The organism is Flavihumibacter petaseus NBRC 106054, from assembly GCF_000974785.1.
Classification (GTDB): Bacteria; Bacteroidota; Bacteroidia; order Chitinophagales; family Chitinophagaceae; genus Flavihumibacter; species Flavihumibacter petaseus.
Genome location: NZ_BBWV01000005.1, coordinates 97011 through 121465, shown reverse-complemented (window position 1 = coordinate 121465; position 24455 = coordinate 97011). Strand labels below are relative to the sequence as shown.

At 47.6% G+C, this 24455-nt stretch carries 20 protein-coding genes; 17 read left to right on the top strand and 3 right to left on the bottom strand.

The annotated features are described in order from the left end of the window. Positions 1-5: 5 nt before the first annotated feature. The 17 genes from FPE01S_RS22820 (at position 6) to FPE01S_RS22740 (ending at position 21598) form a co-directional block, all read left to right on the top strand. Positions 6-1313 carry a patatin-like phospholipase family protein gene (locus FPE01S_RS22820; protein WP_046371436.1) on the top strand — a complete coding sequence of 436 codons (1308 nt, stop codon included), beginning with the start codon at positions 6-8 and terminating at the stop codon, positions 1311-1313. A 37-nt stretch (positions 1314-1350) separates the two neighbouring features. Next, positions 1351-3294: a gluzincin family metallopeptidase gene (locus FPE01S_RS22815; RefSeq protein ID WP_046371435.1), complete on the top strand. Its 1944-nt coding sequence runs from the start codon at positions 1351-1353 to the stop codon at positions 3292-3294. Positions 3295-3313: 19 nt separating this feature from the next. Continuing rightward, entirely contained in the window at positions 3314-4714 is a 1401-nt protein-coding gene (locus tag FPE01S_RS22810; RefSeq protein WP_046371434.1) for an MBL fold metallo-hydrolase, read from the top strand. 337 nt (positions 4715-5051) lie between these two features. Continuing rightward, complete coding sequence (locus FPE01S_RS22805) at positions 5052-7295, top strand: histidine kinase dimerization/phosphoacceptor domain -containing protein (protein ID WP_046371433.1); 2244 nt, start codon at positions 5052-5054, stop codon at positions 7293-7295. After that, positions 7270-9177 carry a sigma 54-interacting response regulator gene (locus tag FPE01S_RS26365; protein ID WP_046371432.1) on the top strand — a complete coding sequence of 636 codons (1908 nt, stop codon included), beginning with the start codon at positions 7270-7272 and terminating at the stop codon, positions 9175-9177. Before FPE01S_RS22805 ends, FPE01S_RS26365 begins: the two co-directional genes overlap by 26 nt. Positions 9178-9358: 181 nt before the next feature. Then, positions 9359-9655: a hypothetical protein gene (locus tag FPE01S_RS22795; RefSeq protein ID WP_046371431.1), complete on the top strand. Its 297-nt coding sequence runs from the start codon at positions 9359-9361 to the stop codon at positions 9653-9655. Between the two features lie 41 nt (positions 9656-9696). Next, positions 9697-10110, top strand: a complete 414-nt coding sequence (locus tag FPE01S_RS22790) for a nuclear transport factor 2 family protein (RefSeq protein WP_046371430.1) — start codon at positions 9697-9699, stop codon at positions 10108-10110. Between the two features lie 15 nt (positions 10111-10125). Beyond that, complete coding sequence (locus FPE01S_RS22785; RefSeq protein ID WP_083990453.1) at positions 10126-11166, top strand: alpha/beta hydrolase; 1041 nt, start codon at positions 10126-10128, stop codon at positions 11164-11166. A gap of 23 nt (positions 11167-11189) precedes the next feature. After that, positions 11190-12074 carry an alpha/beta fold hydrolase gene (locus FPE01S_RS22780; protein WP_046371429.1) on the top strand — a complete coding sequence of 295 codons (885 nt, stop codon included), beginning with the start codon at positions 11190-11192 and terminating at the stop codon, positions 12072-12074. 169 nt (positions 12075-12243) lie between these two features. Beyond that, entirely contained in the window at positions 12244-13071 is an 828-nt protein-coding gene (locus FPE01S_RS22775) for an SDR family NAD(P)-dependent oxidoreductase (RefSeq protein WP_046371428.1), read from the top strand. Between the two features lie 67 nt (positions 13072-13138). Then, complete coding sequence (locus FPE01S_RS22770; protein ID WP_046371427.1) at positions 13139-14065, top strand: helix-turn-helix domain-containing protein; 927 nt, start codon at positions 13139-13141, stop codon at positions 14063-14065. 490 nt (positions 14066-14555) lie between these two features. Continuing rightward, the gene (locus FPE01S_RS25250) at positions 14556-18131 is read left to right on the top strand and encodes an IPT/TIG domain-containing protein (protein ID WP_157474138.1); all 3576 of its coding nucleotides are present in this window, start codon (positions 14556-14558) and stop codon (positions 18129-18131) included. A gap of 5 nt (positions 18132-18136) precedes the next feature. Further along, positions 18137-18631 carry a HEAT repeat domain-containing protein gene (locus FPE01S_RS22760; RefSeq protein WP_046371426.1) on the top strand — a complete coding sequence of 165 codons (495 nt, stop codon included), beginning with the start codon at positions 18137-18139 and terminating at the stop codon, positions 18629-18631. 47 nt (positions 18632-18678) lie between these two features. Next, the gene (locus FPE01S_RS22755; RefSeq protein ID WP_046371425.1) at positions 18679-18891 is read left to right on the top strand and encodes a hypothetical protein; all 213 of its coding nucleotides are present in this window, start codon (positions 18679-18681) and stop codon (positions 18889-18891) included. A gap of 25 nt (positions 18892-18916) precedes the next feature. Beyond that, positions 18917-19507 (top strand): hypothetical protein, encoded by a 591-nt coding sequence (locus FPE01S_RS22750; RefSeq protein WP_046371424.1) that lies wholly within the window; start codon positions 18917-18919, stop codon positions 19505-19507. Then, positions 19507-20580 carry a hypothetical protein gene (locus FPE01S_RS22745; RefSeq protein ID WP_046371423.1) on the top strand — a complete coding sequence of 358 codons (1074 nt, stop codon included), beginning with the start codon at positions 19507-19509 and terminating at the stop codon, positions 20578-20580. The genes FPE01S_RS22750 and FPE01S_RS22745 overlap by 1 nt, the downstream gene beginning before the upstream one ends. Before the next feature lie 4 nt (positions 20581-20584). Beyond that, a complete protein-coding gene (locus FPE01S_RS22740; protein WP_046371422.1) occupies positions 20585-21598 on the top strand; it encodes a prenyltransferase/squalene oxidase repeat-containing protein in 1014 nt (337 codons plus the stop codon). 50 nt (positions 21599-21648) lie between these two features. Here the strand turns inward: FPE01S_RS22740 and FPE01S_RS22735 are convergent, their stop codons facing one another. From FPE01S_RS22735 to FPE01S_RS22725, 3 genes are all read right to left on the bottom strand, one after another. Next, positions 21649-22053: a hypothetical protein gene (locus tag FPE01S_RS22735; protein WP_046371421.1), complete on the bottom strand. Its 405-nt coding sequence runs from the start codon at positions 22051-22053 to the stop codon at positions 21649-21651. Between the two features lie 12 nt (positions 22054-22065). After that, entirely contained in the window at positions 22066-23199 is a 1134-nt protein-coding gene (gene dynA, locus FPE01S_RS22730; RefSeq protein WP_046371420.1) for a dynobactin maturation radical SAM/SPASM protein DynA, read from the bottom strand. 151 nt (positions 23200-23350) lie between these two features. Continuing rightward, positions 23351-24208, bottom strand: a complete 858-nt coding sequence (locus tag FPE01S_RS22725; protein WP_046371419.1) for a hypothetical protein — start codon at positions 24206-24208, stop codon at positions 23351-23353. Positions 24209-24455: the final 247 nt, after the last annotated feature.

The following is a 24455-nucleotide window of genomic DNA, read 5'->3' as shown; positions in this document are numbered from 1 at the left end:
AGCATATGAAAGAACATAAACTGGGACTGTCTTTATCCGGCGGCGGTTACCGGGCCTCGGCCTTTCACCTCGGCACACTCAAAAAACTGCACGACATGAAGATCCTGCCGCTTGTCGATGTGCTGTCTACCATTTCCGGCGGGTCCATCACGGGTGCCTGTTACTGTTGCCACAAAGGCAGCTTCGACAGTTTTTACCAGGACCTTTACCTGGGTTTGCAAACCAAAAATGTGATCAGGAAAATTCTGTTCTCCTGGATGGGGCTAAGGTTCCTGTTATTGTTCCTGGCACTTGCCGGATCCTTTTATTTTCTGTTCACCCCCCAGGCCTGGCTCTTTCCTGTGGCCCTGGCCCTGATCCTGTTCCTGGTGCTGAAATACCAGTTTAACCTGTTTCCCATCAGTAAACGTATCGAAGAGATCTACGATGAATTTTTCTACCAGGGAAAACAACTCGGCGAACTCGAAACCAATCCAACGCTGGTCATTGGCGCCACCAACCTGCAGACCGCCAGGCCCTTTACCTTTTCCAAAAACTGGATGCAGGACAGTACTTACCAGTTCCTCGACGAACCCGTCAAATTTAAAGCAGCGGCTTTTCCAGTTGCGAGGGCCGTCATGGCCTCCAGCTGTGTGCCCTTCGCCTTCACTCCCGTTACCATTGACCGGCAATTTTTTTTAAACCCGGCTGATGCAGACACGGTACATCCGATACTGGTGGATGGCGGCGTCTACGACAACCAGGGTATCCACAAAGTGATGCAGAAAGGTTCCTACGCCTGCGATACGGTTATTACCAGCGATGCCGGGAGCGGGTCATCCGGTGAATTACATTTCGTGAATACCCTTTCCCTGTTGATGGAAACCGTCAATGTCTTTATGTCGCGGATTAAGAACGCGCAGATGGTGCGCAACGTGTATGATAACGCGAGTACCGCAAACCGGCAGGTGGCCTATTTTTCCCTGGGCTGGGATGCAGAAAATTGCATCGAGGGGTTTATCAGGAACCTCGAAAAAAAGCAGATCCCGAAATCCGTTGTGGAGGCGCACGAACTGCCTGTAGAATGGCAGGAAAATCCCAAAGCGTTTACTGAAGCGATCACGCTTTACCTGAAGCACCGTATCGACTACGATCATGTTCGCCTCCCCGATGCTGCAGCCCTGAAAACAGCCCGGTCGGTGAGCACTAACCTTACCGCTTTAAGCAAAAAACAGGTAGATGGCCTCATCGCCCAGGCGGAAGCGCTTACGGAGATCCAGGTGAAGCTGTATTGCCCTGTCCTGATTCAACAGTTTCACCCAGTCAATAAATAATAATATAAACAATACCGTATTAATAAATACTACTATCATGAACCGCCCAACCAGCCGTCAACTCCGTGGCTATTCGCTTGATCCCGGTTTCTCTACCAAACTGGATACCGCAGGTGTTAATGAAATCGTATATGCCGTCCCCTGGGAAGATGAGCTTTCACCCGGACCCAAAGGGCAATACTTTGAAGTGTATGACTATGATCCGGCCAGCAACTGCTGGTATGAACCGGTGGATTTAAACGACACTTATACACTCGCCCAGGACGGCGAGGCGCCCAGTGAAGGAAACCCCAAATTTCACCAGCAATTTGTCTATACGATTGCCATGAAAACCCTGGAGCACTTTGAAAACTCCCTGGGCAGAAAAATCATCTGGGCGACCAACCTGAAATTCGATTCCAAAGCGGAACTGGCCCGAAAGAAAAAAGAAAAAGATGAAGGCCCCCCGGCCGGTACCTACAATGCAAGGCTCAGGCTGTACCCACATGCCTTCCGGGATGCCAACGCCTATTATACTTCCGAAAAGAAAGCCATCCTGTTTGGGTATTTCGAGGCGGCTTCACAAATCCAGGGAAGTAACCTTCCCGGTGGCGTGATCTTCACCTGCCTGTCCCCGGATATTATTGCGCATGAAACCACCCATGCGCTGCTGGACAGTATTCATCCGCGGTTCCTGGAGAATACCAACAAAGATGTTGCTGCCTTTCACGAGGCGTTTGCAGACATTGTGGCCCTGCTCCAGCGGTTCACCATTACTCCACTCGTAGAACACCAGATCGCGCGCACCAGGGGAAACCTGGGCGAATACAGTGTATTGGGAGAACTGGCCACCCAGTTCGGAAACGCCTTGCAAAACAACCGTGGCGCGTTGCGCGGTGCCATTGGCGCGGTTAATGCCAAAGGTGTATGGGAACGCTTTACACCTGATCCTTCTCTCTACGAAAAGCAGTTTGAATGTCATGATCGCGGTGCCATACTGGTCGCCACTTTCTTTGACGCCTTTTTACGTTTATACAATGATAAAACACAGGACCTGCTGCGCATCGCTTCCAACGGCACAGGGATCCTGCAACCCGGCGCCATTCATCCTGACCTGGTGAAACGCCTGGCCGATCAGGCCTGTACCATTGCGCAGCACCTGCTTCATATTTCGATCCGCGCATTGGATTATTGTCCCCCGCTGGACATCAATTTCGGTGACTTCCTGCGGGCCCTGATTACAGCCGATGTGGATACTTCCCCCCGCGACACCAATGGTTACCGGATCGCACTGATCGACTCCTTCAGGAGCTGGGGAATATTTCCGGACCGGGTCAATACGCTTTCAGTGGAATCCTTACAATGGGCAAAACCGACCAATCTCACGCAGCAGGAAAAAGACATCTGGGCTTCCATTGCCAACCGGCTGAAAGACGATATCCGGCATATCATCGACCTGAGTCTCTCGCCCGGTGATCACCGCGAGGAAATCTTCAACGAAAGCTGGAAGGCACAACAAAAACTTCGGCTGATCTTATTGGAAAATTCTGACAGCTTCAATGTGACGGAAACGATCTGGAAAAACTTTTTATCCAAGCTGGGACTGACCAACGAAGCCGTAGAATTCGAATACGACGGAGGCTTTTATGGAAAAGCAGAGGCACCGGGACTGGAAGTACATAAGGTCCGGCCGGTTTACCGGGTTGGCCGTGAGAATAAAATTGTAGAGCAGATCCTGATCACGCTGTCCCAGACCATCCGGTTCCGATCCGGTCCACTCGAAGGTGCCAAATTTAGGGGCGGGTGTACACTGATCCTGAACATGTCCGGCAACTACGATGTCGAGTACATTATCTATAAAAATATCCATAGCCAGCATCGCTTTACCGCACAAATGGATTTTCAGCTGGGGCGTGCAGCCGGCAATCCCTCTTTTTCAGAATCGCTGTATGAAGACGGGAATGGGTTTAAGGATATCAATATTGCACAATTACATTCTTAAAAAAGCCTAAACTATTCATATGTCCATCACCGTAACGACACGTATGTACCAGGTTGGCGAACTGGGGGACTGTTTCCTGATCCGTTTCAAAAATGGTCAGACGGAAACCAACGTGCTCATCGACTGCGGCTCGTTTCGCAACGGCGCTGCGTCTATCACCCGGATGCAGAAAATAGCTGCTCATATCAAAAAAGACCTGAATGGCAAGAAGCTGGATATCGTGGTAGGCACTCACCAGCACAACGATCACGTATCAGGATTTGTGCATGCGGAGGCAACGTTCAATAACCTGGTGGACCAGGTTTGGCTGTCGTGGCTGGATGACCCCACGGAAACCCTGGCGAAACGCATCAAGCAGGAGCAGAAAAACCTGGTCAGCCAGTTGCAGCAAATTTATGGTCATGCCGAAAAATTGCAGCTTGCCGGTGACCATCTCACTGCTGTAAAAGACCTGCTGGGTTTTTATTCCATCACGGCCGCCAAAGGGGACGATCCGGAAATTCCTGCAAAAGGAATCGGGATTCTGAAAAAGATCGGTGCAAATCCCGTCAAATATCTTTCCCCTGGAGATCAGCCGGAGCTGCCCCGCTTTTCAGAGAACCAGGTAAAAGTGTATGTCATGGGTCCGCCCCGGAAAAGGGAACTGTTGTTTGATAAGGACCCTAAAAAAAATGAGTCCTTTGATCCCAAACTGGCATTTGCCAATATCTCCGCCAGCCGGATCCTTTCAGCCCTGGCTGCAAGGAGCAAAGGCGCAGACCGCCGTGAAGAAGACCAGTTTCCTTTCAACAAAAGCTTTAAGAAAACGGCCCGTCAGCTGGACCGCCAATTTATGAAGGACTACAACGACCCCGACGACCAATGGCGTCAGATCGACCTGGAATGGCTGGAACAGGCCGAAGGGCTTGCTTTGTATCTTGACTCTTTCACCAACAACAGTAGTCTTGTGCTGGCTTTTGAGCTGGTCAAGTCAAAGAAAGTGCTCCTGTTCGCTGCAGATGCGCAGACGGGCAACTGGTTGTCGTGGAATGAAATTTCCTGGAAGAATGCAAAGCCGGGATTTACCACAAAATCGTTGCTGGAAAATACCGTGCTGTACAAGGTTGGGCACCATGCCAGCCATAATGCTACGCTGAAAGACAGTCTGCTGGCGATGCAGCACGACGAGCTGGTTGCCATGATCCCTGTCGATGCCAAGGATCCCAATATTGACCGGGAGAAGGGCTGGAAGATGCCTGCTAAAAACCTGTATGCCGCCTTAAAAAAGCAAACCAAATTCCGCGTGTTGCGCATGGATATGGGATTTGCCGATGAGTGCGACCCGGTAAAAAACAAGGCCACCTCGAAATGGAAAGACCTGGCCCATAAGCCGGTTTTCGATACAAAGAATTTCTTTATGGAGTATACGGTTAGTGATTAGTAGGAGAATCTTTAGTAGAGCGGCTATTCAGTTTATGAACCGGGCGCGCGAATACAAGCTAACAGGAAATATCAATGCTTGCAGGGAAGACGTCAAAACCACATTTTGAAAAGTGCTATAAGATTGACTATAATCCGACCGCAGCAGGTAAAAGAGAAAAAATCAGAGTTTCCGACATTTATACTCAATTCCTTTCTCCACATAATATTTCTAATTGACCCGCTAACTTTCCAATATTTTTTGGACCCGGTTAACGCTAGTGCGTGCTTCCCAGGGTCCCATTCTTTGGCAAAAAGTGCCTAAATTGTAGGTAGGCTGACTGATTCCAAAACAAGGTATGCGGACTGCCATTACCATACAGTTATTGCTTGCCCTCTCTGCAACCGGATTGTGTGCACAACAAGGAAGCACCTACAATACTGCAGACATAGACAAAACATTGCAAATCGCCAAAACGCTTATTTTCAAGAAAGGCGAAGATCCAACGGACCTTGACAGCAGCATCAGGCTCCTGACAAAAGTTGAAACTCAGGCAAAACTCGTTGGAGATGAAAAGCAGCTTGGGGTAACTTACCTGCTTCGCTCACAGGCATTCCGTGAACTAAAACAACCGCAATCCGGAAAGGTATTTGCAGACTCCGCAATTGCGATCTTTGCCAGGACGCGTTCGGTCAATCAAACGGGGCATTCCTATATTGAGCTTGCTCAATACTACAACGCGTTTAACCCCAACGAACTTGCTCAGAAAATAGTCTATTATGAAAATGCCCGGGAATATTTTTTGTTGTCCCGTGATACACTAAATGCTGCAAATACCTACAAGGTTATTGGGGAGCTATATGGTATGAAGCACGATATCGCCACTGCGATTTCCATGCTCAGCAAAGCACTTGAACTGGGAAAACCGCTCAGGGGATTCGACCTCCAGGGGACATATGATTTGCTGGGAGACCATTACACTACCAACGGTAACCTGCTGGAAGGCATCCGATATGGTTTGCTTGCCGTTAAAACGGCAGAACTTCAGCGGGATTCCAGCCAGTTGAGTACTCTTTATAACCGGCTTGGTACAACTTACCTCGAACTGGACCAGTTTGAGAATGCGGATGACTATTTTCAAAAATCACTGGCGATTGCTATCAGTCACCGCGATACGACGTCAATTTATATCCTGGCTACCAACATCGGTATTAACTATGTTCTTATGAATAAGGGAAGAGAGACTCTGAACCTTATGAATAGCATTACCAGAAAATATCCACGTCCGCCAAACCAGATGATCAACCGGTTGTACATGAGCGGATATATCCTGGTGAATCAGCCGGATTCCGCAAAAAAATATTATCAATACCTCAGTAAAGCGTTAAGTGAACTGTCGGCCACCGATCCAACGCGCCGTGCCCTGGAGGGGCCAATTATCAAATACCTGATTGCCACCAAACAAATAGACCTGGCTTATCAGCATCTCAGCAGCTATTACGAAATGCGGAAGTCTTCCCCTTCAGCAATTGCCGACAGGCAATACCATTTATGGTCCTTCCAGGCAGATTCAATGAGCGGAAAGTTTGCATCTGCTGTCCGGCACTACCAACATTACAAAAACATCTCCGACTCCCTGTTCAATTCAACAAAAAACAACCTGGTTGAACAACTTAAAGTTGAATATGAAACCGGTAAGAAAGATATGGAGTTGCAGTCCCGCCAGGAAAACATCCAGTTGCTGGTTCAACAGAGCCATTCCCAGCAGAAACTCATCAGGCAGGAACGTCTCATCAGGAATATGATTGTTTTTATCTCCTTTGCGCTTCTGCTATTGCTTATCATCGCATACAATCGTTACCGGTTTAAAAAGCGCAGCAATATCCTGCTGGAACGACAACAACAGGAAATTAACCGGAAAAATAAAACGTTGGAAAAACTTGTTGGCGAGAAGGAGTGGTTAATGAAGGAAATCCATCATCGGGTCAAAAATAACCTTCAAACCGTCATAGGTTTACTAAACGTACAGATTGCCCATTTGAAGTACAACGACATGAAGGATGTACTAAGGAGCAGCCAGAACAGGATTACGGCGATGGCACTTATTCATCAGAAGTTGTATCAGGCCGGAAACAGTACTGAAACCTACATGCCATCATACATTTATGAACTGGTTGAACATCTGCGGGACATATATGGTGTAAAAGGTAAGATCAGCTTTGATCTAAGGATTGACAAAGTTTATCTCAATGTAGCCTTAGCTGTTCCAGTGGGTCTGATTATCAATGAATCTGTCACTAATGCGATCAAGTATGCTTTTCCGGGCAACAGACCCGGCACTATCAGGATTTATTTTATGAACAATAATGAAACCTGCAGTTTATCCATAGCAGACAATGGTTGTGGCATATGCTTTCAAAATGAAACGTTGCAAGATAATACACTTGGATTTCAATTGATGAAAGGTCTGGCAAAAGAGATCGGGACAGCGCTCGAAGTAGTAACGGACGCTGGACAAGGCACATCGGTTGCGATTCATTTTGTACCAGGCGCTGAGTTAACTAATATAGAAGAATATGCAGGGGAAAATTCTGATCGTTGAGGACCAGTTTATTGAAGCGCTTAACCTGAAGGTAATTCTGGAGAATGCCGGCTTCCCGGTCTGTGAACCGGTACAGTCGGTACCGGAAGCTTTACAGGCAATCAAAAAGCACCATCCCCGGTTTGTAATAGTTGATATCTTTTTAAAGGGTCCGGGAACGGGAGTAGACCTCGGCAGGAATCTTATGGAAAATCATATTCCCTTTATTTATTTGTCCGCCAATACCAACGCCGATGTGCTCGAAGCAGCCAAAAAAACCCATCCTTATGGTTTTTTGGTAAAGCCTTTCCGGGAAAAAGATGTTTTAGTAGCATTGAATATCGCACAATACCTCCACGAAAACAGTTTTGAGTCGCAGCTGTTTCGGGAGAAGATACTGTCCAATGAATTGGAAAGCATCAGGAAAGAAGGCGAAACCATAAGTCAAATTTTAACTGCCATAGCGGCGGTATTACAGTCACATATTCCCTTTGACTACTTTTCGATAGATTGGCCGTCAAATGAACAGTCGTCCATACGCAAAGGATTGCTTAGGGTTGGATTCAGAGAATACCAGGAGATTGGGCCACAGGAATTGAGTAACATTTCGCGGCAGGCATTGCCAGTGGTCGATACTATCAAACTTCAGCCGCAGCGGTTAAAAAATGCCGAAGTCTTCTCGGGCGACATGGAAACCCTATTGGCAAATCAACCGTTGTTCCGGGTACTGGCAGATTCATTTTCATTCCGCTCTTGCCTGGTATACCCATTTAATGCCACAAACAGCCAACTTTTGATCCTTTATTGTTTCAGCAGGAAAGAAAATGCATTTCAAAAGGAGCATACCGATTTGCTGGGCAGGATTGAACAAAAACTGCACAAAATATTGAAAACAATTACCGGAGAGGTCACTAAGGTTCAAAGATCAGGAGGTATTGCTTCCAGACCTATCCCGGCGGAAAACCCCGATCTGATCATTGGTCGGAGTGATGCCTTAATGAAAGCGTTGGATAAGCTATCGCTTGTTGCCCCCTGTGACGCGTCTGTACTGCTTTATGGTGAGAGCGGCACCGGCAAAGAAAAATTCGCTAACTACCTGCACCAACACTCAGCACGAAGCCGGCAACCATTTGTAAAAATTAATTGCGCGGCTATACCTGCTAACCTGGTAGAGTCCGAGTTGTTCGGGCATGAAAAAGGTGCATTTACGGGTGCATTGGCGCGAAGGATCGGTAAGTTCGAACAGGCAGACGGTGGCACTATATTTCTTGATGAAATTGGCGATATGCCGCTGGAACTACAGGTAAAATTACTGCGTGTGCTTCAGGAAAACGAAATTGAAAGGATTGGAAGCCTTCATACGATCAAAGTAAATGTCAGAATAGTTGCGGCTACCAATAAGGACCTTGAAAAAGAGATTGCTGCGGCAAGATTCCGGCTCGACCTCTATTACCGGCTTAACGTATTTCCGATCGACCTCCCTCCTCTTCGTCACCGCCAGGAAGATATAGTTTTGTTGGCCAGATTCTTTCTGCAACAGACCTGTGCCAAACAGAATAAGGCGATTCCGTCAATACATGCGGCTGCTTTTGATGAATTGTTGCGCTATCACTGGCCGGGAAATATCAGGGAATTGCAGCACGTTATTGAGCGAAGTGTTATCCTGTGCCGGGATGCTGAAATACAAAGTTTCCTCCTGCCTTCGTCTGACAGTTATTACGATAATCAACAACCACCGCTTAAAACCTGGGAAGAACAGGAAAGGGATTATATTATTTCTGTTCTTAAGCGTTGTTCCGGGCGGATCAGTGGTGAAAGAGGTGCTGCAAAAGTCATGGGAATACCAGCTACGACTTTGGAATACAAAATGAAAAAGCTTGGGATCAAAGGAAAAATTTCCTGACAGCTTTTCACGGATACCCGTGAGGCAAGCCGACTGGTTTCACGAATAACCGTGAAATCCTTCTTACTCCTTCAATAAGTTCATCCCGTATACATTGACATTCAGTTTGTTGCAGATTCCGGAATAGCTTTTGGAATTACTTCTGCGTAATCAAATTTGAAAATCAGGAAATGAAACTTCTATGAATCGCCTCAACCAGGAAGCATCTGCCATTTTCTCTGCTTTGCGGGCAATGGGATTTCACCAGAATTTCAGGATGGCGGGTGATTATATCCTATCGGTCAGCGAAAAGGTTCATGTTTCAGATTTTATCATACTGGAAGTACGTCCGCTGCAATGCTACATTGGTGTCCTGATACGAATAAATATATACCTGATTGAAAGCTACTCCGGTATCAGGGGACTGTTAATCACCAGTGGTAAGCACAAAATGGAAAGCCTTACAGATTCGATGCTAGAGAAATTGTGGGTAGGTTGATCAGGATAAAAAATCATTCTTAAACATATAAAAACAGAAACATGGAACAAAGACCTCCTTTTCCTCCGTTCACGAAGGAAACAGCAATGCAAAAAGTTCAGCTTGCAGAAGATGCATGGAACACCAGGGACCCCCAGAAAGTGTCAATGGCCTATACAGAAGACACTGAATGGCGTAATCGCGATATATTCCTGAACGGGCGCGCGGAAGCGGCTAAATTCCTGGAGGGTAAATGGAAAAAGGAACTCGATTACAAACTGAAAAAGGAATTGTGGGCATTCACAGACAACCGGATCGCGGTAAGGTTTGAATATGAATGGCACGATGTAAATGGCAATTGGTTCCGGTCTTATGGCAATGAAAACTGGGAATTCGAGCCTAATGGGCTGATGAAAAAAAGGTATGCTTCAATCAATGACATTCCTATCAATGAGAAAGACAGAAAGTTTAAGTAACCAAAAATAGCAGTTATGACCACATCAAGTCTTGTTGCCGGGAAGCTCTTCCTGGTGCTGTTTGTGAGCACAGTTCTTCAATTAAATGCGCAAAAAATGAACTATTTGACAGATCCCCATTTAAGCGTTGGTACCAAACAGTTTTTAAAGCTGTTAAACACTGGTGGTCCGCCCGTGGAAAGCCTACCGGTACCGGATGCCAGGAAAGTTCTTGAGAACGCCCAGGCATCTGTGAACGTGGACTTGTCCGGCGTAGATTTCACTGGGAGGACGATAGAAACCGAAGGATATCGCATTGTACTTGACATTGTAAAGCCTTCAGGGTCGAAAGAAATGTTGCCAGTTTTTATGTTTATCCATGGTGGCGGTTGGGTATTGGGGGATTTTCCCACGCATAGGCGTCTGGTGCGTGATCTTGTAACTGCATCCGGTTTTGCAGCAGTTTTTGTGAATTATACCAGAACACCAGATGCGCGGTATCCGCGTGCAATCCACGAGATCTACGCCGCAACTAAATGGGTATCGCAGCATGGTGACGAAATCGGGGTGGATGGAAGCAGGCTGGCGGTAGTGGGTAATAGCGTTGGGGGAAATATGACCGCAGTTACCGCCATGATGGCAAAAGCCCATGGCGGACCGGAGATAAAACTTCAAATCATGATGTGGCCCATTGTTGATGCGCAGTTCAATACAACTTCTTACAAATTGTACGGTGAACAGCGGTTTTTAACAACGTCGCTTATGAAGTGGATGTATGACTTATATACCACCGATCCAAAAGAGAGGAAAGAGGTCTACGCTTCGCCATTGCAGGCGAGCATAGAGCAACTTAGGGGCCTTCCCCCGGCATTGATCCAGGTGGCAGAAAACGATATCCTGCGCGATGAAGGTGAAGCCTATGGGCGTAAACTGGATGAAGCCGGCGTTACTGTATCGACAGTTCGTTACAATGGCGTGATCCACGATTTCGGCATGCTGAATGGGATGGCTGACCTTCCACAGACGCATTCGCTGATCCTGCACGCCGCTGCAGAATTGAAAAAATACCTGCGTTAGTTATGTCATCCAAATAAACAGTTATGAATACTATACATTATCGCACAATTGATGTCAATGGGGTTAGTGTGTTTTACCGTGAATCAGGCGACAGGCTCAATCCGCACATCTTATTGCTACACGGTTACCCCAGTTCGTCTTTTATGTTCAGAAATCTTATGCCGGTTCTTGGGGAAGACTATCATGTAATTGCCCCTGACCTGCCAGGGTTTGGGTTTTCGGCTGTGCCTGATTCGGGAGAGTTTGCATACACTTTTGAAAACCTTACAGCAGTCTTACAGAAGTTTATCGATTTACTTCAGCTGGATCGGTTTTCTGTGTACCTGTTTGATTATGGCGCTCCGATCGGACTGAGGCTGGCGATGGCGAATCCGGATAGAATTGGCGGGATAATTTCCCAAAACGGAAATGCTTATGAAGAAGGCCTGAGCAATGGATGGAATCCCATCCAGAAGTACTGGAGAGATCCCAACCCGGCGAACAGGAATGAGCTCCGGAAGTTCATGACTGCGGAATTCACAGCATATCAATACCGTGAAGGTGTAGCTGATCAGACATTAATTGCGCCGGATGGAATTGAGCTGGATCAGCATTTCCTCGACCGGCCTGGTAATATTGAGATTCAACTAGACCTGTTGAAGGACTATATCAGCAATGTGTTGTTGTATCCTTCGTTTCATCGTTATCTGAAGGAGTATCAGCCGCCGTTCCTTGCCGTGTGGGGAAACAGAGATCCGTATTTCCTGCCCGTTGGTGCCGAGGCGTACAAGAAGGATCTTCCCAATGCAACGATTAAGTTTTTCGACACGGGTCATTTTGCCCTGGAAACCCATTTTGAGGAGATCGGCAGAGAAATACTGCAATTTCTGCAAAAGGAAGTGGATGCAGTGGAGGAAATCAGCCATTAGACAGTGCCCCCGGTTTATCACAGGGGGGGGTGAGGCGCCTTCCATATCGAATACAGAAAAATTGGTGACACTCAATATCCACCCACCTGTAATTCGGCTACAAATACCCGTAATCAGGCTACAGATCCCGAAGCTCGTTTGCTGAGCTTTGCCTTCAACAATTAAAATTATGGCAAAGCAATCAAGCAAAGTATGGTTTATTACGGGCGCATCGCGCGGTTTAGGAAGGATCTGGACGGAAGCGGCACTGGAACGCGGCGATAAAGTTGCTGCAACTGCCCGCACGCTTTCGAGCATTACCCCGCTGAAGGATGCGTACGGAGACCAGGTATTGACCCTGCAACTGGATGTTACAGACCTTGGACAGGTAAAGAAGGCAGTAATGGAAGCGCATGCGCATTTTGGCCGGTTGGATATTGTACTCAACAATGCCGGCGTTCCGGTGATTGGCACCATTGAAGAAGCTGATCCGGATGCGGTACGGGCCTTGTATGAAACGAACATATTGGGACCGGTTACTGTTATCCAGGCGGTGCTGCCGCTGTTGCGCAGGCAGGGTTACGGTCATATCATGGGTACGTCCAGTAACCTGGGGCATCTGACACTGCCGTTTCTCGGTTATTACTGTTCCTCCAAATGGGCTTTCGAGGCTATTTACGAAAGCCTGGCTGCCGAAATTGCACAGTTTAACCTTAGAGTGACCATCATTGAACCGGGCGCCTACGCTACCGAATTTGGCAGCGGGGAGTTGTCGGAGTTTCTGACGGGGCTGGACGTTTATAAAGACTATAAAGTGAAATTTTTAGAAGGCATGAAAGGTATGGAAAGAGGCAACCCGGCTGCTACGCCTCAGGCGCTCTTTGCCGTTGTTGACGCAGAAAACCCGCCGCTGCGTTTCAACCTGGGCAGCCATAACCTGCCTGGTCTGAAAGCAGCTTATGCCGACCGTATCGCCACCTGGGAAGCGTGGGATGCATTATCCCGGTCGGCGCAGTGAAATTGAAATTGATTCATTTTGTAAGCGGCACGGGAAATCAACGGCCGCTTACATCCATTTAATTTGTATGAAAAAAGAGGAAGACCAACTCCTGAGACTGGACTCATTATCATATGCCCACCGGCTGTTTGGACTGCCGCAACCCCGGCATCCCCTGATCAGTGTGATCAATGGCGCGCATACACCGATTCCGGAGCAAAAACTGCCCGGGCAGCATGTGTTGGCTTATTATAAGATCTCCTACAAGCCCAAACTGGCGGGCAGGCTCAAATACGGACAGGGCTATTATGATTTTGACGAGGGCGGGTTATTGTTTGCGGCGCCGGGACAGATCATCGGGGGAAATGGCCAGGACGGTACAGTCTGTTCGCAGTACACGTTGCTGATCCATCCGGATCTTTTCCTGGGATATCCGCTGGCGAAGAAAATCAAACAGTATGGGTTCTTCTCGTACAGTACCCATGAAACACTGCATCTTTCCGAGGAAGAAAAGAATACGATCCTCGCCATCTTCAGTTTCCTGGAGACAGAGCTGAATGGTCGTATCGATGAGTTTAGCCAGGACGTCATGATCTCGCAGATTGATCTGCTACTCAGTTATGCCACCCGTTTCCACCGGCGGCAATTTCTGACCCGCAAAGCGGCCAGCACCGGTATATTGCAACAACTGGAGGAAACGCTGGATGCATACTTTAACGACGACATTTCCCTCAATAAGGGAATCCCTACCGTAGCCTGGCTGGCAGAACAATTGAACCTGTCGCCCAATTACCTCAGCGATATGTTGCGTACATTAACCGGGCAGAGTGCGCAGCAACATATTCATGACCGGCTGATCGGCAAGGCAAAAGAGAAATTGTCCACCACCAGCTTATCCGTTGCTGAAATCGCCTATGAACTGGGATTTGAGCACCCGCAGTCCTTCAGTAAATTATTCAAGGCAAGGACTAATTTTTCACCGCTGGAGTTCAGGAAGTCTTTTTCGGGCAATTAACCTGGTGCCACGTCGGGGGTAGGTTACTTCCGGGCCCTTGCGATAATAATATTGGGGTATTTGATTTACTCCCCCGTTCCTATTTCGTCAAAGTAGATCCGCTCCAGGCAAACAGGCCCATAAACGCGCCACCCTTTTCTTCACCGTTCCTTCACCGGCGCTGCCGGCGATTTTCCCATATAAAAAACGGGAAATTAACGCCAGGACCCCGGGGAAAAGACCCTCTAAAAGGCAGCCTAAATTAAAATACCTTTCGATTTCATTTCCTCAAAATCTTCTCCGCACCTGCTTACCGCGCCCGCCTTTAAATAATTCGTTTCTGATTTTTTCATGTTAAAAGAACCTACGCGCTATGGCAAAAAAACCTACGCTTCGGGGTAACAAGTCAATCAGACCGTTAGAGATCCCCGCATCTGCAATCCGCACAAGTATTCATCGTGCATCTGAACACTGGAGTGAAATCACTATTGCAAACCCCGGAAGCACACCAATGAACATCATTCTCCCTTCCAGGGAAGCCAGTGCAGAAAAAATCAAAGAACTGAAAAAAACCCTGAAAGACCTTCCTGGTCTGTTTTCAGATAAAAACCTCGGCGCTATTGATGTTAAACTTGAAAACAATGAAGGTGAGCAGGTCAAGAACGGCACGGTATTGCTGGAGTCTACCGGAGGAAATATTCAAATCGCACTGGATCCTGTAAGCCGTCGGTTCAGGGCCGGTGGCATATCACCGGGTGACTATTTGCTGAAAGCAACTGATTCAATAAACGGATCGGGCAATAAACAAATAACAGTACGTGCCGGCAATGTTAGCAGGAATACGCTTGTACTCGACGGGATCAAACCCCAGATGCCTACTACTGTACGGTTCCAGCTTAAAGGTTTTAGCGGGAATGAAATCCGCCTTAGAGCAAAAGATCGTATCAATGGCAAACTTGTCTTTGACAAGACTGTTCCTGTTAAGGATGAACTCGTTGAAATAAAAGATTTTCTGCCAGGAAGATTTCACTGGGATTTTGGCATTGATGATAATTACAATTGTTATGATAGTGATGAAGGTGGCTTGAATATCCACCTCAATCCCCATAGGATAGATTGGCAGGTAGTAAAAAGCCCAATTCCCAACCCGCCCGACCCACGATTCCACGGATTGCCGCTTGAACTTGAAGGCTTTACCCGGATATTGCCTGAATTAGGCATTCACTCTCTTGCTGAACTGGCTTCTGTAGAACCTGAAGACCTGATGCACCGATCCCAGAAACTCTCTGATAAAAACCTCACTCCCACCAACAGCAAGATATTCGGCATCGCTATCCGCGAAGCAAAAAACCTGCTGGGCGCCCATACTTCCAGCGCAGACCAACAGACTCAGTTTCGCATGAAAGATGGTTCGGAAACAAGAAAAAGCTGGATCCCGCGGACTGCAGGCGAAGGTGAAACACATATTGATCTGGGCCACGGACAAAAAGGGGAAGTCATTATTGAAACGCCACAGGGAATCGAACAAAGAAGTTTTACAGGCTCCACAATTGTTCACTGGCAGGCTGATTCAGAAGATATCGCTGCCGGCAAAGCATTTCGGATCTCTCTGAAAAACATTTCAGGTAAATCGTCTGTGGCAAAGGTCTTCACAAAAATGCCAAAAAACAGGCTGGTGCCAGGATTTGTTCCGAAACTGCTTACTACTAAAGAAATGATTGAAAGCATCTGTCGTGGTGTTGCTGAACAAAATCCCGGCCTTGGTTATACGGTGCCTGATGCTATCATGGAACCGGAAAATATCCAGATGTGGTTGGACAGGGCCCAAACTTTTATGCGCGAAGCCGGTGTTTGTAGTATTAATGATCTCGGCCGCTTCCGGATGAACCCATTGCAGAAATTCAAAACAGGCGTATATGCAGCACCGGTAGTGCAACCGCCTGCCTATGTGCCACCGCTTCTGCATTATGCATTCAGGGAATTGATTTCCAATTCAATCTTGTATTACCAGCCCAATGATTTGCTGCATGAAACCGCGGTTGTCCTGGCGGGTGAATGGGATATCCGTGGCCAATCGGTGGTGATCGCCAAAGAAGTTCGTGAGCTGGTCGTAATTGCGCGATCTGTTCTACACGACTCCGCTTCACGGATTACCTGGGAAATGCCTGTATTGCCTTCCGCCAATAGTTACTGGCCAAACCCTGCACCCGCAGGTAGTAACGGCAATGGTGCAGGGGTTCCCGGACAAGATGGTGCAGATGGTGATCCAAATCCACACCCATCCTACAATGGCGGTGCTGATGCGGTTACGCCCGCTCCAACGATAACCATGTATATTCTTGATGCTACCAATAATCTTCCCCCGATTGATCTCAAAGGTCAGCAGGGAGGAACCGGGGGCCGTGGACAGAACGGCGGCCGTGGGGGCAATGGTGCAGAAGGATTAAGAGCCGATGGCACATTCTTTGGTGGCTGCTGCCGTGGTGTTGGAACCGGCGGAAATGGCGGCCAGGGTGGTGATGCCGGTAGGGGTGGCAAAGGCGGAAATGGTGGCAGAGGCGGCCTGATTACGCTTCTCACCAGTCCGGCAAGCATAGCCATTTTAGCGGCTGTACCACCCACTATCGACATAAACGGTGGTAATGGTGGTGATGGCGGCCCTGCAGGCGATCCCGGTGAAGGTGGAACTGGTGGCCCTGCAGGAACTGCGGACTGCGAAACCTGGTGCGATGACCATCCTGAAAGAAGAGGAAGCGACGGCGCAACCGGCGCACCTGCATTGCAAGGTTTACCAGGTGATAACGGGCCAATGCCCGTGGAAGATGCCTTCCAGGTTTTACCGATCACTGAAGAACAATGGAACCAGGAATTCAATAAACCCCATATTCTCAGCATCCAGGTGGCTGAAGCCGAACCTGGGGAAACAGTTCAGATCACCGGCCAAAACTTTGATCCGGCAATTGATCGGGTATATTTTGATGGCGTAAATGTTGGTCCGGTTACATCAGCAACCGCAGCATCATTTACAGTACCGCTGGATGCCGATGGTGGTTACCATCCTATTATCGTTCGGGAACCCGGGCTATCAGACAGAAGGAGTAACCGTGTTATGCTGCGGGTACTTCCCAAACTGGATGACATTGCTGCCGGAACCCGATGGGTGGAAAACCAGGCAGTAACCCTTAACGGGCTGGCCTTTAAACCCGGATTGCAAGTGTTGGCAGAAGACCGGTCGGTTAGCCCGGCGGCCAGCTATTCGCTTCCGGTGACGGGTGTAACCCGCACGGCGATTAATCTCCAGGTTCCTGGTGGTTTCCTTGGATCACTGCGCGGCGTGCGACGCATTGTAGTCAGAAACCCTGATGGCGGTGTTAGTCGTGGTGAAAAAGTTGCGCGTATCAGTGATACCATTGTAGTTCGTTGTGCAGCCTTTATTGTAAAGGGCACATCACCTGGTATTGGTACCACACGCACCGTGGCAGAAATTACTAACCTCTTTGCGGAGGGGCCTGCCTTCTCCATTACGATTCCCTGGTCACAGGCAAGGATCTCATTCAGGCTGGTTCAGGCTGTGACCACGATCAATGTATCCGATACCAACGCTAATATCTGGCCGCTGCTGGATAATCCAACTGATACCGGGATATTATCTACTGCGCCGGGTGTTAACGGTGCGCTCAATTTCTTCTTCGTCCGCGACGTGGAAATTGCCACTGCCTATGCCTATTTCGGTGGCGGACCCCTCTTTATTGGTGATGAAGGCGGACCTTTGAGTCCAGTCGACTTTCAACAGGTTGTCGCCCATGAAGTGGGCCATTCACTCTGCCTGCGCCATATCTGCGATGGTGGTAGCGAAGGACCAGGTACATTCTTTAACCGGTTATGCGATGATGGTGATGATGCCTTCCTGATGTATCCCTATTGGGACACTTCCAACGGGATGGCCATCGATCCCGGACAGGTGGATCCCGCCAGACTGGGTGCAACTCATTTTGAAGACGGGAAAACCGCATCATTGCCGGCAACGTCATTATTCCAGGGGATGAACACCGCGCCTCAATGTCTCACTGCTGATACCCAAAATTAGAAGCCATGCCTACTGAAATAGAAATCAAAGTAATCAAGGCCTTATCGGCCATTGAAGTACCTCCAACCCTCGCGCTGACCATTGAGGGATGGGGAAATGAAGCAGTAACTGTTTTGTGTGAAGCTGCACTCGGAACCTATCCGGGACTTCGCCAGAAAATCCGCACAAATGCCGTTGCCTTATTGGGGTGGATGACACATCCGCAGGCAATGGAAACGGTCAGGATGCTCATCAATGATTCGAATGAAGATATTGCTATTCGTGCGATGCGTAGTTCAGGCCGGCAGAAAAATGACGGCACTACCGATCAGCTGCAGGCACTATTGTCAAAAAGCGAAACCTCGCCGCTGCTTGCTGCAGAGGCCGTTCAGTCTTTAATCAATAACGGTTCCGTTAAAGCAAGAGCCGTACTCACTCAATATGCAGGGCAAAGTCCCGAAACATTACCACACCGCCGCAATGCACTTGTGCAGGAGCTGCTCAACAAAATGCAACACTGACCTGGGCTTTTTCAGGATAGTATTTCTTAACCATAAAATCTACAGTTATGTCATGGATCTCCGGCAATTGCCAGGACGACAGGAATTTTTCCTGCTATTATGAAACTTTTGGTGAATGGGTGTGCGATGCATATGGGTGTGAATATGTAATCGAAAGTTGGTGCGTGGATTCAGATGAACCCTGCTACAGTGTAAATGATGGTGGTTACCTCACCGGGTATGTAGACCACCGGCAGCCACAAGGTGGCGGAGGTTGGTAATTATTCTTCATTCAAAAAACAATCAATGAAAACACAATCAAAGCTGGATCCACGCAGAAACAAAAAAGTGGAAGAAATCGTAAACAGGCTGGCGAAAGTAAAATACATACCCCTCGTTCATGAAGCCGACCTCCTTGAGTTGGAAAAGGTGTTCAAAAGTATTCCTGAAATGGAATATCCCATTAACTCCGGAGCCGAACTGATTGAAAAATTAGGAGGGTCAGGGAAACTGTATACTATAGCTGAAGTAACGGTAGATCCTGTAAGAATGATAAAATATATGCCGGCCTACTATTTCCCGGTAGCTTCTGCTGAAAATCTTATTGAGAAACTGGTAGAACTGATCAGGGCAAATCGAAAAAAAGTAGACATACCGGCAGAATTAATGAATCTGCGTCATCAAACCGGCAATTTGAAATTCCCGATCAAATCAGCCGACGAATTATATGCTCAGCTGCAGGATAAAGGGCAATATAAGTTCCAGGGAAGGGCAGTTGATGCAAAAATGATGATAGGCCGCATTCCTGAAAGGATGTTTCCTTTTAAATCTCAGACAGATTTTGAACATAAGATCATCTATACCATGATTAATAAACCACTTATTGTAAAAGACTGATGAGCGAATGGCCCACATCCCTGATGCTTGATGAAATCTGGTTGTCTGCAAGGCGGGCAATGGTAGTTTCTTTTGAGAACAAAGGTCTTTGGCTTGGCCCTGAGGATTATAAAGATCAGCGGCGCATCCAGCTGGAAAATGGAAACCAGTTGAAAACCGAGTTGCTGCCCTCCATATTAGGTAAGAAGGATTATCAACTTTTGTCCGGTGAATTATTGTTTGGCAAATACAATCAACAGTTCAAAAGGAAACTGCCATTTGCCCTTGCATTTGGCGATACCATTGGTAATGGCTTGTATGATGTTTATAACGCCGCCTGCCATTACAAAAAACAGGTAACAAATTTATGTGCTTTATTCAACCTGGGAATATCATTATTTGATTTCCTCCTCGATCAGTCAGGCAATAAAGCAACTTTCAGCAAGCTGATCACCAAAGAGTTGTTATCCGGATTACAAAAGCAGGAACATGCTTCATCGCTGCGTAAAATCTCTTCCCCGGAACACAGGGTTTTGTTAAAAATAATAGCAGCGTTTTATCGGCTGCTCTTTGAATTATTAGAATCCTGTAAACATTCGCCAGGGCAGATAATGCTGTTATTGAACAGGGCATACCAGGCAGAAATATTATCAACTGTTACTGGTGGTCTGAGCGATCGTAAAATGAAGGTGATCATCCGCAATAAATCGGTCCTGCCTTTTCTCATTATGGGTAGCATTGCGCAGATTCCTGTTAATGAACAAGCCGATACAAACGACAGAGAACTACACTTCGCCGCGCGGCTGGGTGAAATATTCTGGCGTACTGATGACCTGGCCGACATCATTTCAGACTTTCAGTCGGAACAACCCAATTTATTCCTGTTTGGAGGAGTGGATGCCAGGGTTAAAACAGATCCCGGACTTCATTTGCAGCGTCTGTTAGAATCGCCCCTGATTACGAGGGAATCGCGCAAAGTATTGAAGGGTGTTGATAGCTTTATTACCGACCTGTATGCCCAAAACAAAGATTCAGCGGAAAATTTCCGGTTTCGCCAGGGGTTATTATTTTATGTAAAAGATTGGTTCAACTAATAGTATGCCTGTTGGAAAAGATATTATCCGCAAGGGACTACATTATATCCTGGCTCAAAAAGGGGCAGATGAATTATGGTCAGATTTCGAGACACTGGCCGGACCGGCTACCGAATGGGTCTCTGCCTATACACTTAGTGGGCTGGCAGCAATATCAGAATACCAGGTCAGCATAAATGAATCCCATAAGAGATTATTGAGTTGCCAGCGAAAATCCGGAGGCTGGGGGTATAATCATTATGTTCCGCCAGACGCTGATAGTACCGCATGGGTACTTCTTTGTTACGCAACATTGCCGTGCTGGCGACCTTCTGCGTTGTCAAAAGGTCTACGGTATCTATTACGCCATGCAGACCAGGAAACCGGAGGCTTCAGCACTTATATTTCAGCCGATCAAATCGATCGGTATATCGGGGCCCGGCCTGAGCAGGTGGAAGGTTGGTTGCAACCACATCCATGCGTTACTGGTGTGGCATTGCAGGCCATTTTATATTATGGGCATATGGAAGAGGCGGATGTTTTGGCAAAGGGCTGCGATTATCTTCTGCGCGGGAGAGGTGAAGACCGGCTCTGGGAATCGTATTGGTGGAAAGGCAGGGGGTATGCAACGTACCATGCCCTTAAAGCGCTGTTGCTGATGCATCGGTTAGGCGGACAAAAATTGCGGCAAACGCTTGAAGCGATCGCTGATCACCAGGATAAGGAAGGGTTTTGGCGTGATAATTGTGGCCACCCTGATGCATTCAATACTGCTTTTTATTGCAGGTCACTTGCCTTAACAACGGATAGCCGGTATGCGGGTACAATTCTTAAAGGGACAAAGTGGCTGGCTGCTGTTCAGATGCGTGATGGAAGCTGGCCATCAACTCCCATGCTAAGGATTCCGGTTCCTATGATAACTGAGCCGGAAGCCATTACTGAATGGCGTGAGAATGAATTAGGCACCGGTGTCATACTTGCCGATCAGCATCGCCTGTTTACAAGTATGAGTATTTTGCAGGCATTGCATTATTGTTGACAGGGAAGCATTCCAGTTATTGGCGCTGGTAGCCGCAGCATCCCAGGTATTCAGCCTTTTTTCACCTGATCCAGTTCCTGCCGGATCAATTTAATCGCATTGCGTATGTCCTCGAGTTCATTGATTTTGATCTCCGGAGACCGGAAATTGTACCGGTAGATATTGCCACTCCAGGGATCACCGCACATCTGTTTCCAGTAATCTTCATCAATCTGCAACTGCAGGTTAACAATTCTTAATGCAGGCTCTCCAAATACGTCTGCAAGGGCCTGATTCAGTTTAGACAGGTTTACTTCCCGGTCGGGCAAAAAGTGTTTAATGTAGCCTCGGGTAGTGTAGCCCTCGGCAGTTTTAAAATCCGGATGTGCAGATTCCGAAGCCTGCCTTACCCGTAATGTCGGTGCCTCAGTGCAGGGTTGCACGGCATCTCCTGGTTTCAAATTCGAAGTATCCATACAATAATGGTTTTATTGTGAACAATTGCTGGTGATCAGAGATTTAATGGAGTGGTCCGCTGTTAAGGCGATAGCACTTTGCTCGATACGGTGGCCGACGTGTTCATACATTTTGAACAGGCTGGGACAATAATAGTCGCGCCGGTTATGGTCCCCAAAAAACTTATAGGCCCTGGCCTGGCAGCCGCCGTGGCATACATGCTGCCATTTACAGGAGGCACATTGTTCATCCATTTTCCTGTTCCGGTAATCCATGGCAGTTGAACTGTTTAGCAGGACGTCCAGGTCGTACTCGGTAAGATTGCCATATTTGGTATCGGCATGGCCGGAAAGCGAAGCACACGGATACACATCACCGACGGGATCAACTGAAATATTAGATCCGGCACACTGTGCCAACCCGACACAGTCCATCGGTCTGCCCATCATGATTGCCCGGGTTTTATAAATAAAATCAGAGCAATACACATAGTCGCGATCGGAATCATACCACTTATCATACATTTTTATCCAGGCGTCGGCATATTCCTCAGCATCCAATCCCACATCCTGGAAATGGTCGCGTGCGCTTCCAGATTTATTCAGCGGTATCACATTAAAGGGCAGGCGCTCCTGCGACAGGAAATCGTACAATTCCTCTACCCTGTCGATATTGGCTTTAGAAATAACCACACATACGCCGAATGGTAACCCTGCATCCTTTACCATTTTGATGGCACTCATAACTTTTTCGTAGGACCCCCGCCCTCTCCTGTCCACCCTGAACGCATCGTGCATCGAAGCGGGGCCATCAATACTGATACTGATGCTGAAATTGGCAATTTTGAAAAAATTGATCCATTTCTCGTCAATGAAAGTGCCATTGGTCTGTATAATGTTCTCAAACTTTACGTCATGCCCAAATTCACCCTGAAACTCAATTGCCTGCTGAAAATATTTCAGTCCCGCAATCATCGGTTCCCCACCGTGCCAGATGAAAGACACCAGTCGTTGCCCTTCAAACTTCCGGACATAGTTAAACGTCTGTTCAATGGTTCGGCGGAGGGTGTACTCCTTCATGACCGGATCCCGGACATCGTCATTGTAACAATACTTGCATGCCAGGTTACACAGGTGTGTCGGTTTGATCACATTGGTAAAAAACATAACTGAAGATTTGAGTATGACGGCACGAAAGTTTGGAAGGGAGTGGATATATGCGAGGACTATAAATTTATCGCATCCAACCAGGGTCAATCAACGGGAATTTCCCGCCAGCTGAAGGGTATTTTTCCCGGTTAAGCTGTAGGTCTCCTGGTCAATTCACGTGAAAGGTGACCAATACATCAACAGTTAGTGGTGAGCTTCCGGCTGCCGGGTTGGTACATGCCATAAAGGTGACTGGCAATGTGTGTGACGGTCCAAAGAGTGCGTCGATGTCAGCAGGGAAAACCTGGCTGCCGACGGCAAGTATTACCAACGCTGCGGGGTTATTGATGGCATTGCAATTAGCAGGAGATTGACCCTTTTTCAGAAAGATCAGTTCCGCAGATCCGGGATTCGAAATGCCTGTGATTTTGCCGCTGAATGGTGTTTCCGGAAATTCAGCAGTGTAGAGGTTGGAGGTGATTTGTCGGTGCAGGGTGACTTTGATTTGTTGATCTTTTCCCCGTTGATTCGGATCCACCGGTACATAGGTAACCTTGAAGCTGTTGGTGTTGGTGCCAAAACCTGCAGCGGTAGTGGAAACCTCAACAGGAGCACTGAGGTTGGTTACTGTCATCGGCTGGCTACCGGCGCCGCCTGATCCATTGGTACCCAGGATCCTGGTTGGGTTATTTACTTTGTTACTGGCATTCGGGATGTTTTCAGTCTTTGCTGAATAAAGGGACGATCCGTTTTGAGACACTTCAACTGAAAATGTCTTTACTCCTCCCGGATTAGACGCTATACCTGAGAACATAAGTTCCGATCCCATATCCACGTTCACAATACCAGCCCCGTTCATGGTTTGTTGTTCAATACGGCCACTGTTCGGAAAGGCAACGATGTCAATGGATGACAATTCATTACCACCGGCAACGACCATTTTATCATTGCATTGTATTGTACAGAAGCTGAATAGCAGGATCCAGGGATAGTATACAATTTTTGGAGGGACAATTGAGGGTTTCATGTCTATGGCTTTATGATAATTGTGGATAAAAAACACTTATATAAGAGTCATAGGGATTCAGCCAGACTGAAGCCTGATCCAAAACGCACAATAGTTTTGACGGGTGGAAAGGGTGGAGAAAAGGCACTTTAAAAGTAGCCCCTTTTTTCAGGTGGTGTAAAGGGTATTTTTCCCGTATCGCCCCCTGAACTGGATGCATGCTATTGAGGGCCATAGAAGATTATTGAAGCTAATGGATGGTATTATT

Coding starts and splice junctions, on each gene's coding strand:
- FPE01S_RS22820 (WP_046371436.1), top strand. CDS start 6: ATGAAAGAACATAAACTGGGACTGTCTTTATCCGGCGGCGGTTACCGG.
- FPE01S_RS22815 (WP_046371435.1), top strand. CDS start 1,351: ATGAACCGCCCAACCAGCCGTCAACTCCGTGGCTATTCGCTTGATCCC.
- FPE01S_RS22810 (WP_046371434.1), top strand. CDS start 3,314: ATGTCCATCACCGTAACGACACGTATGTACCAGGTTGGCGAACTGGGG.
- FPE01S_RS22805 (WP_046371433.1), top strand. CDS start 5,052: ATGCGGACTGCCATTACCATACAGTTATTGCTTGCCCTCTCTGCAACC.
- FPE01S_RS26365 (WP_046371432.1), top strand. CDS start 7,270: ATGCAGGGGAAAATTCTGATCGTTGAGGACCAGTTTATTGAAGCGCTT.
- FPE01S_RS22795 (WP_046371431.1), top strand. CDS start 9,359: ATGAATCGCCTCAACCAGGAAGCATCTGCCATTTTCTCTGCTTTGCGG.
- FPE01S_RS22790 (WP_046371430.1), top strand. CDS start 9,697: ATGGAACAAAGACCTCCTTTTCCTCCGTTCACGAAGGAAACAGCAATG.
- FPE01S_RS22785 (WP_083990453.1), top strand. CDS start 10,126: ATGACCACATCAAGTCTTGTTGCCGGGAAGCTCTTCCTGGTGCTGTTT.
- FPE01S_RS22780 (WP_046371429.1), top strand. CDS start 11,190: ATGAATACTATACATTATCGCACAATTGATGTCAATGGGGTTAGTGTG.
- FPE01S_RS22775 (WP_046371428.1), top strand. CDS start 12,244: ATGGCAAAGCAATCAAGCAAAGTATGGTTTATTACGGGCGCATCGCGC.
- FPE01S_RS22770 (WP_046371427.1), top strand. CDS start 13,139: ATGAAAAAAGAGGAAGACCAACTCCTGAGACTGGACTCATTATCATAT.
- FPE01S_RS25250 (WP_157474138.1), top strand. CDS start 14,556: ATGAACATCATTCTCCCTTCCAGGGAAGCCAGTGCAGAAAAAATCAAA.
- FPE01S_RS22760 (WP_046371426.1), top strand. CDS start 18,137: ATGCCTACTGAAATAGAAATCAAAGTAATCAAGGCCTTATCGGCCATT.
- FPE01S_RS22755 (WP_046371425.1), top strand. CDS start 18,679: ATGTCATGGATCTCCGGCAATTGCCAGGACGACAGGAATTTTTCCTGC.
- FPE01S_RS22750 (WP_046371424.1), top strand. CDS start 18,917: ATGAAAACACAATCAAAGCTGGATCCACGCAGAAACAAAAAAGTGGAA.
- FPE01S_RS22745 (WP_046371423.1), top strand. CDS start 19,507: ATGAGCGAATGGCCCACATCCCTGATGCTTGATGAAATCTGGTTGTCT.
- FPE01S_RS22740 (WP_046371422.1), top strand. CDS start 20,585: ATGCCTGTTGGAAAAGATATTATCCGCAAGGGACTACATTATATCCTG.
- FPE01S_RS22735 (WP_046371421.1), bottom strand. CDS start 22,053: ATGGATACTTCGAATTTGAAACCAGGAGATGCCGTGCAACCCTGCACT.
- dynA (WP_046371420.1), bottom strand. CDS start 23,199: ATGTTTTTTACCAATGTGATCAAACCGACACACCTGTGTAACCTGGCA.
- FPE01S_RS22725 (WP_046371419.1), bottom strand. CDS start 24,208: ATGAAACCCTCAATTGTCCCTCCAAAAATTGTATACTATCCCTGGATC.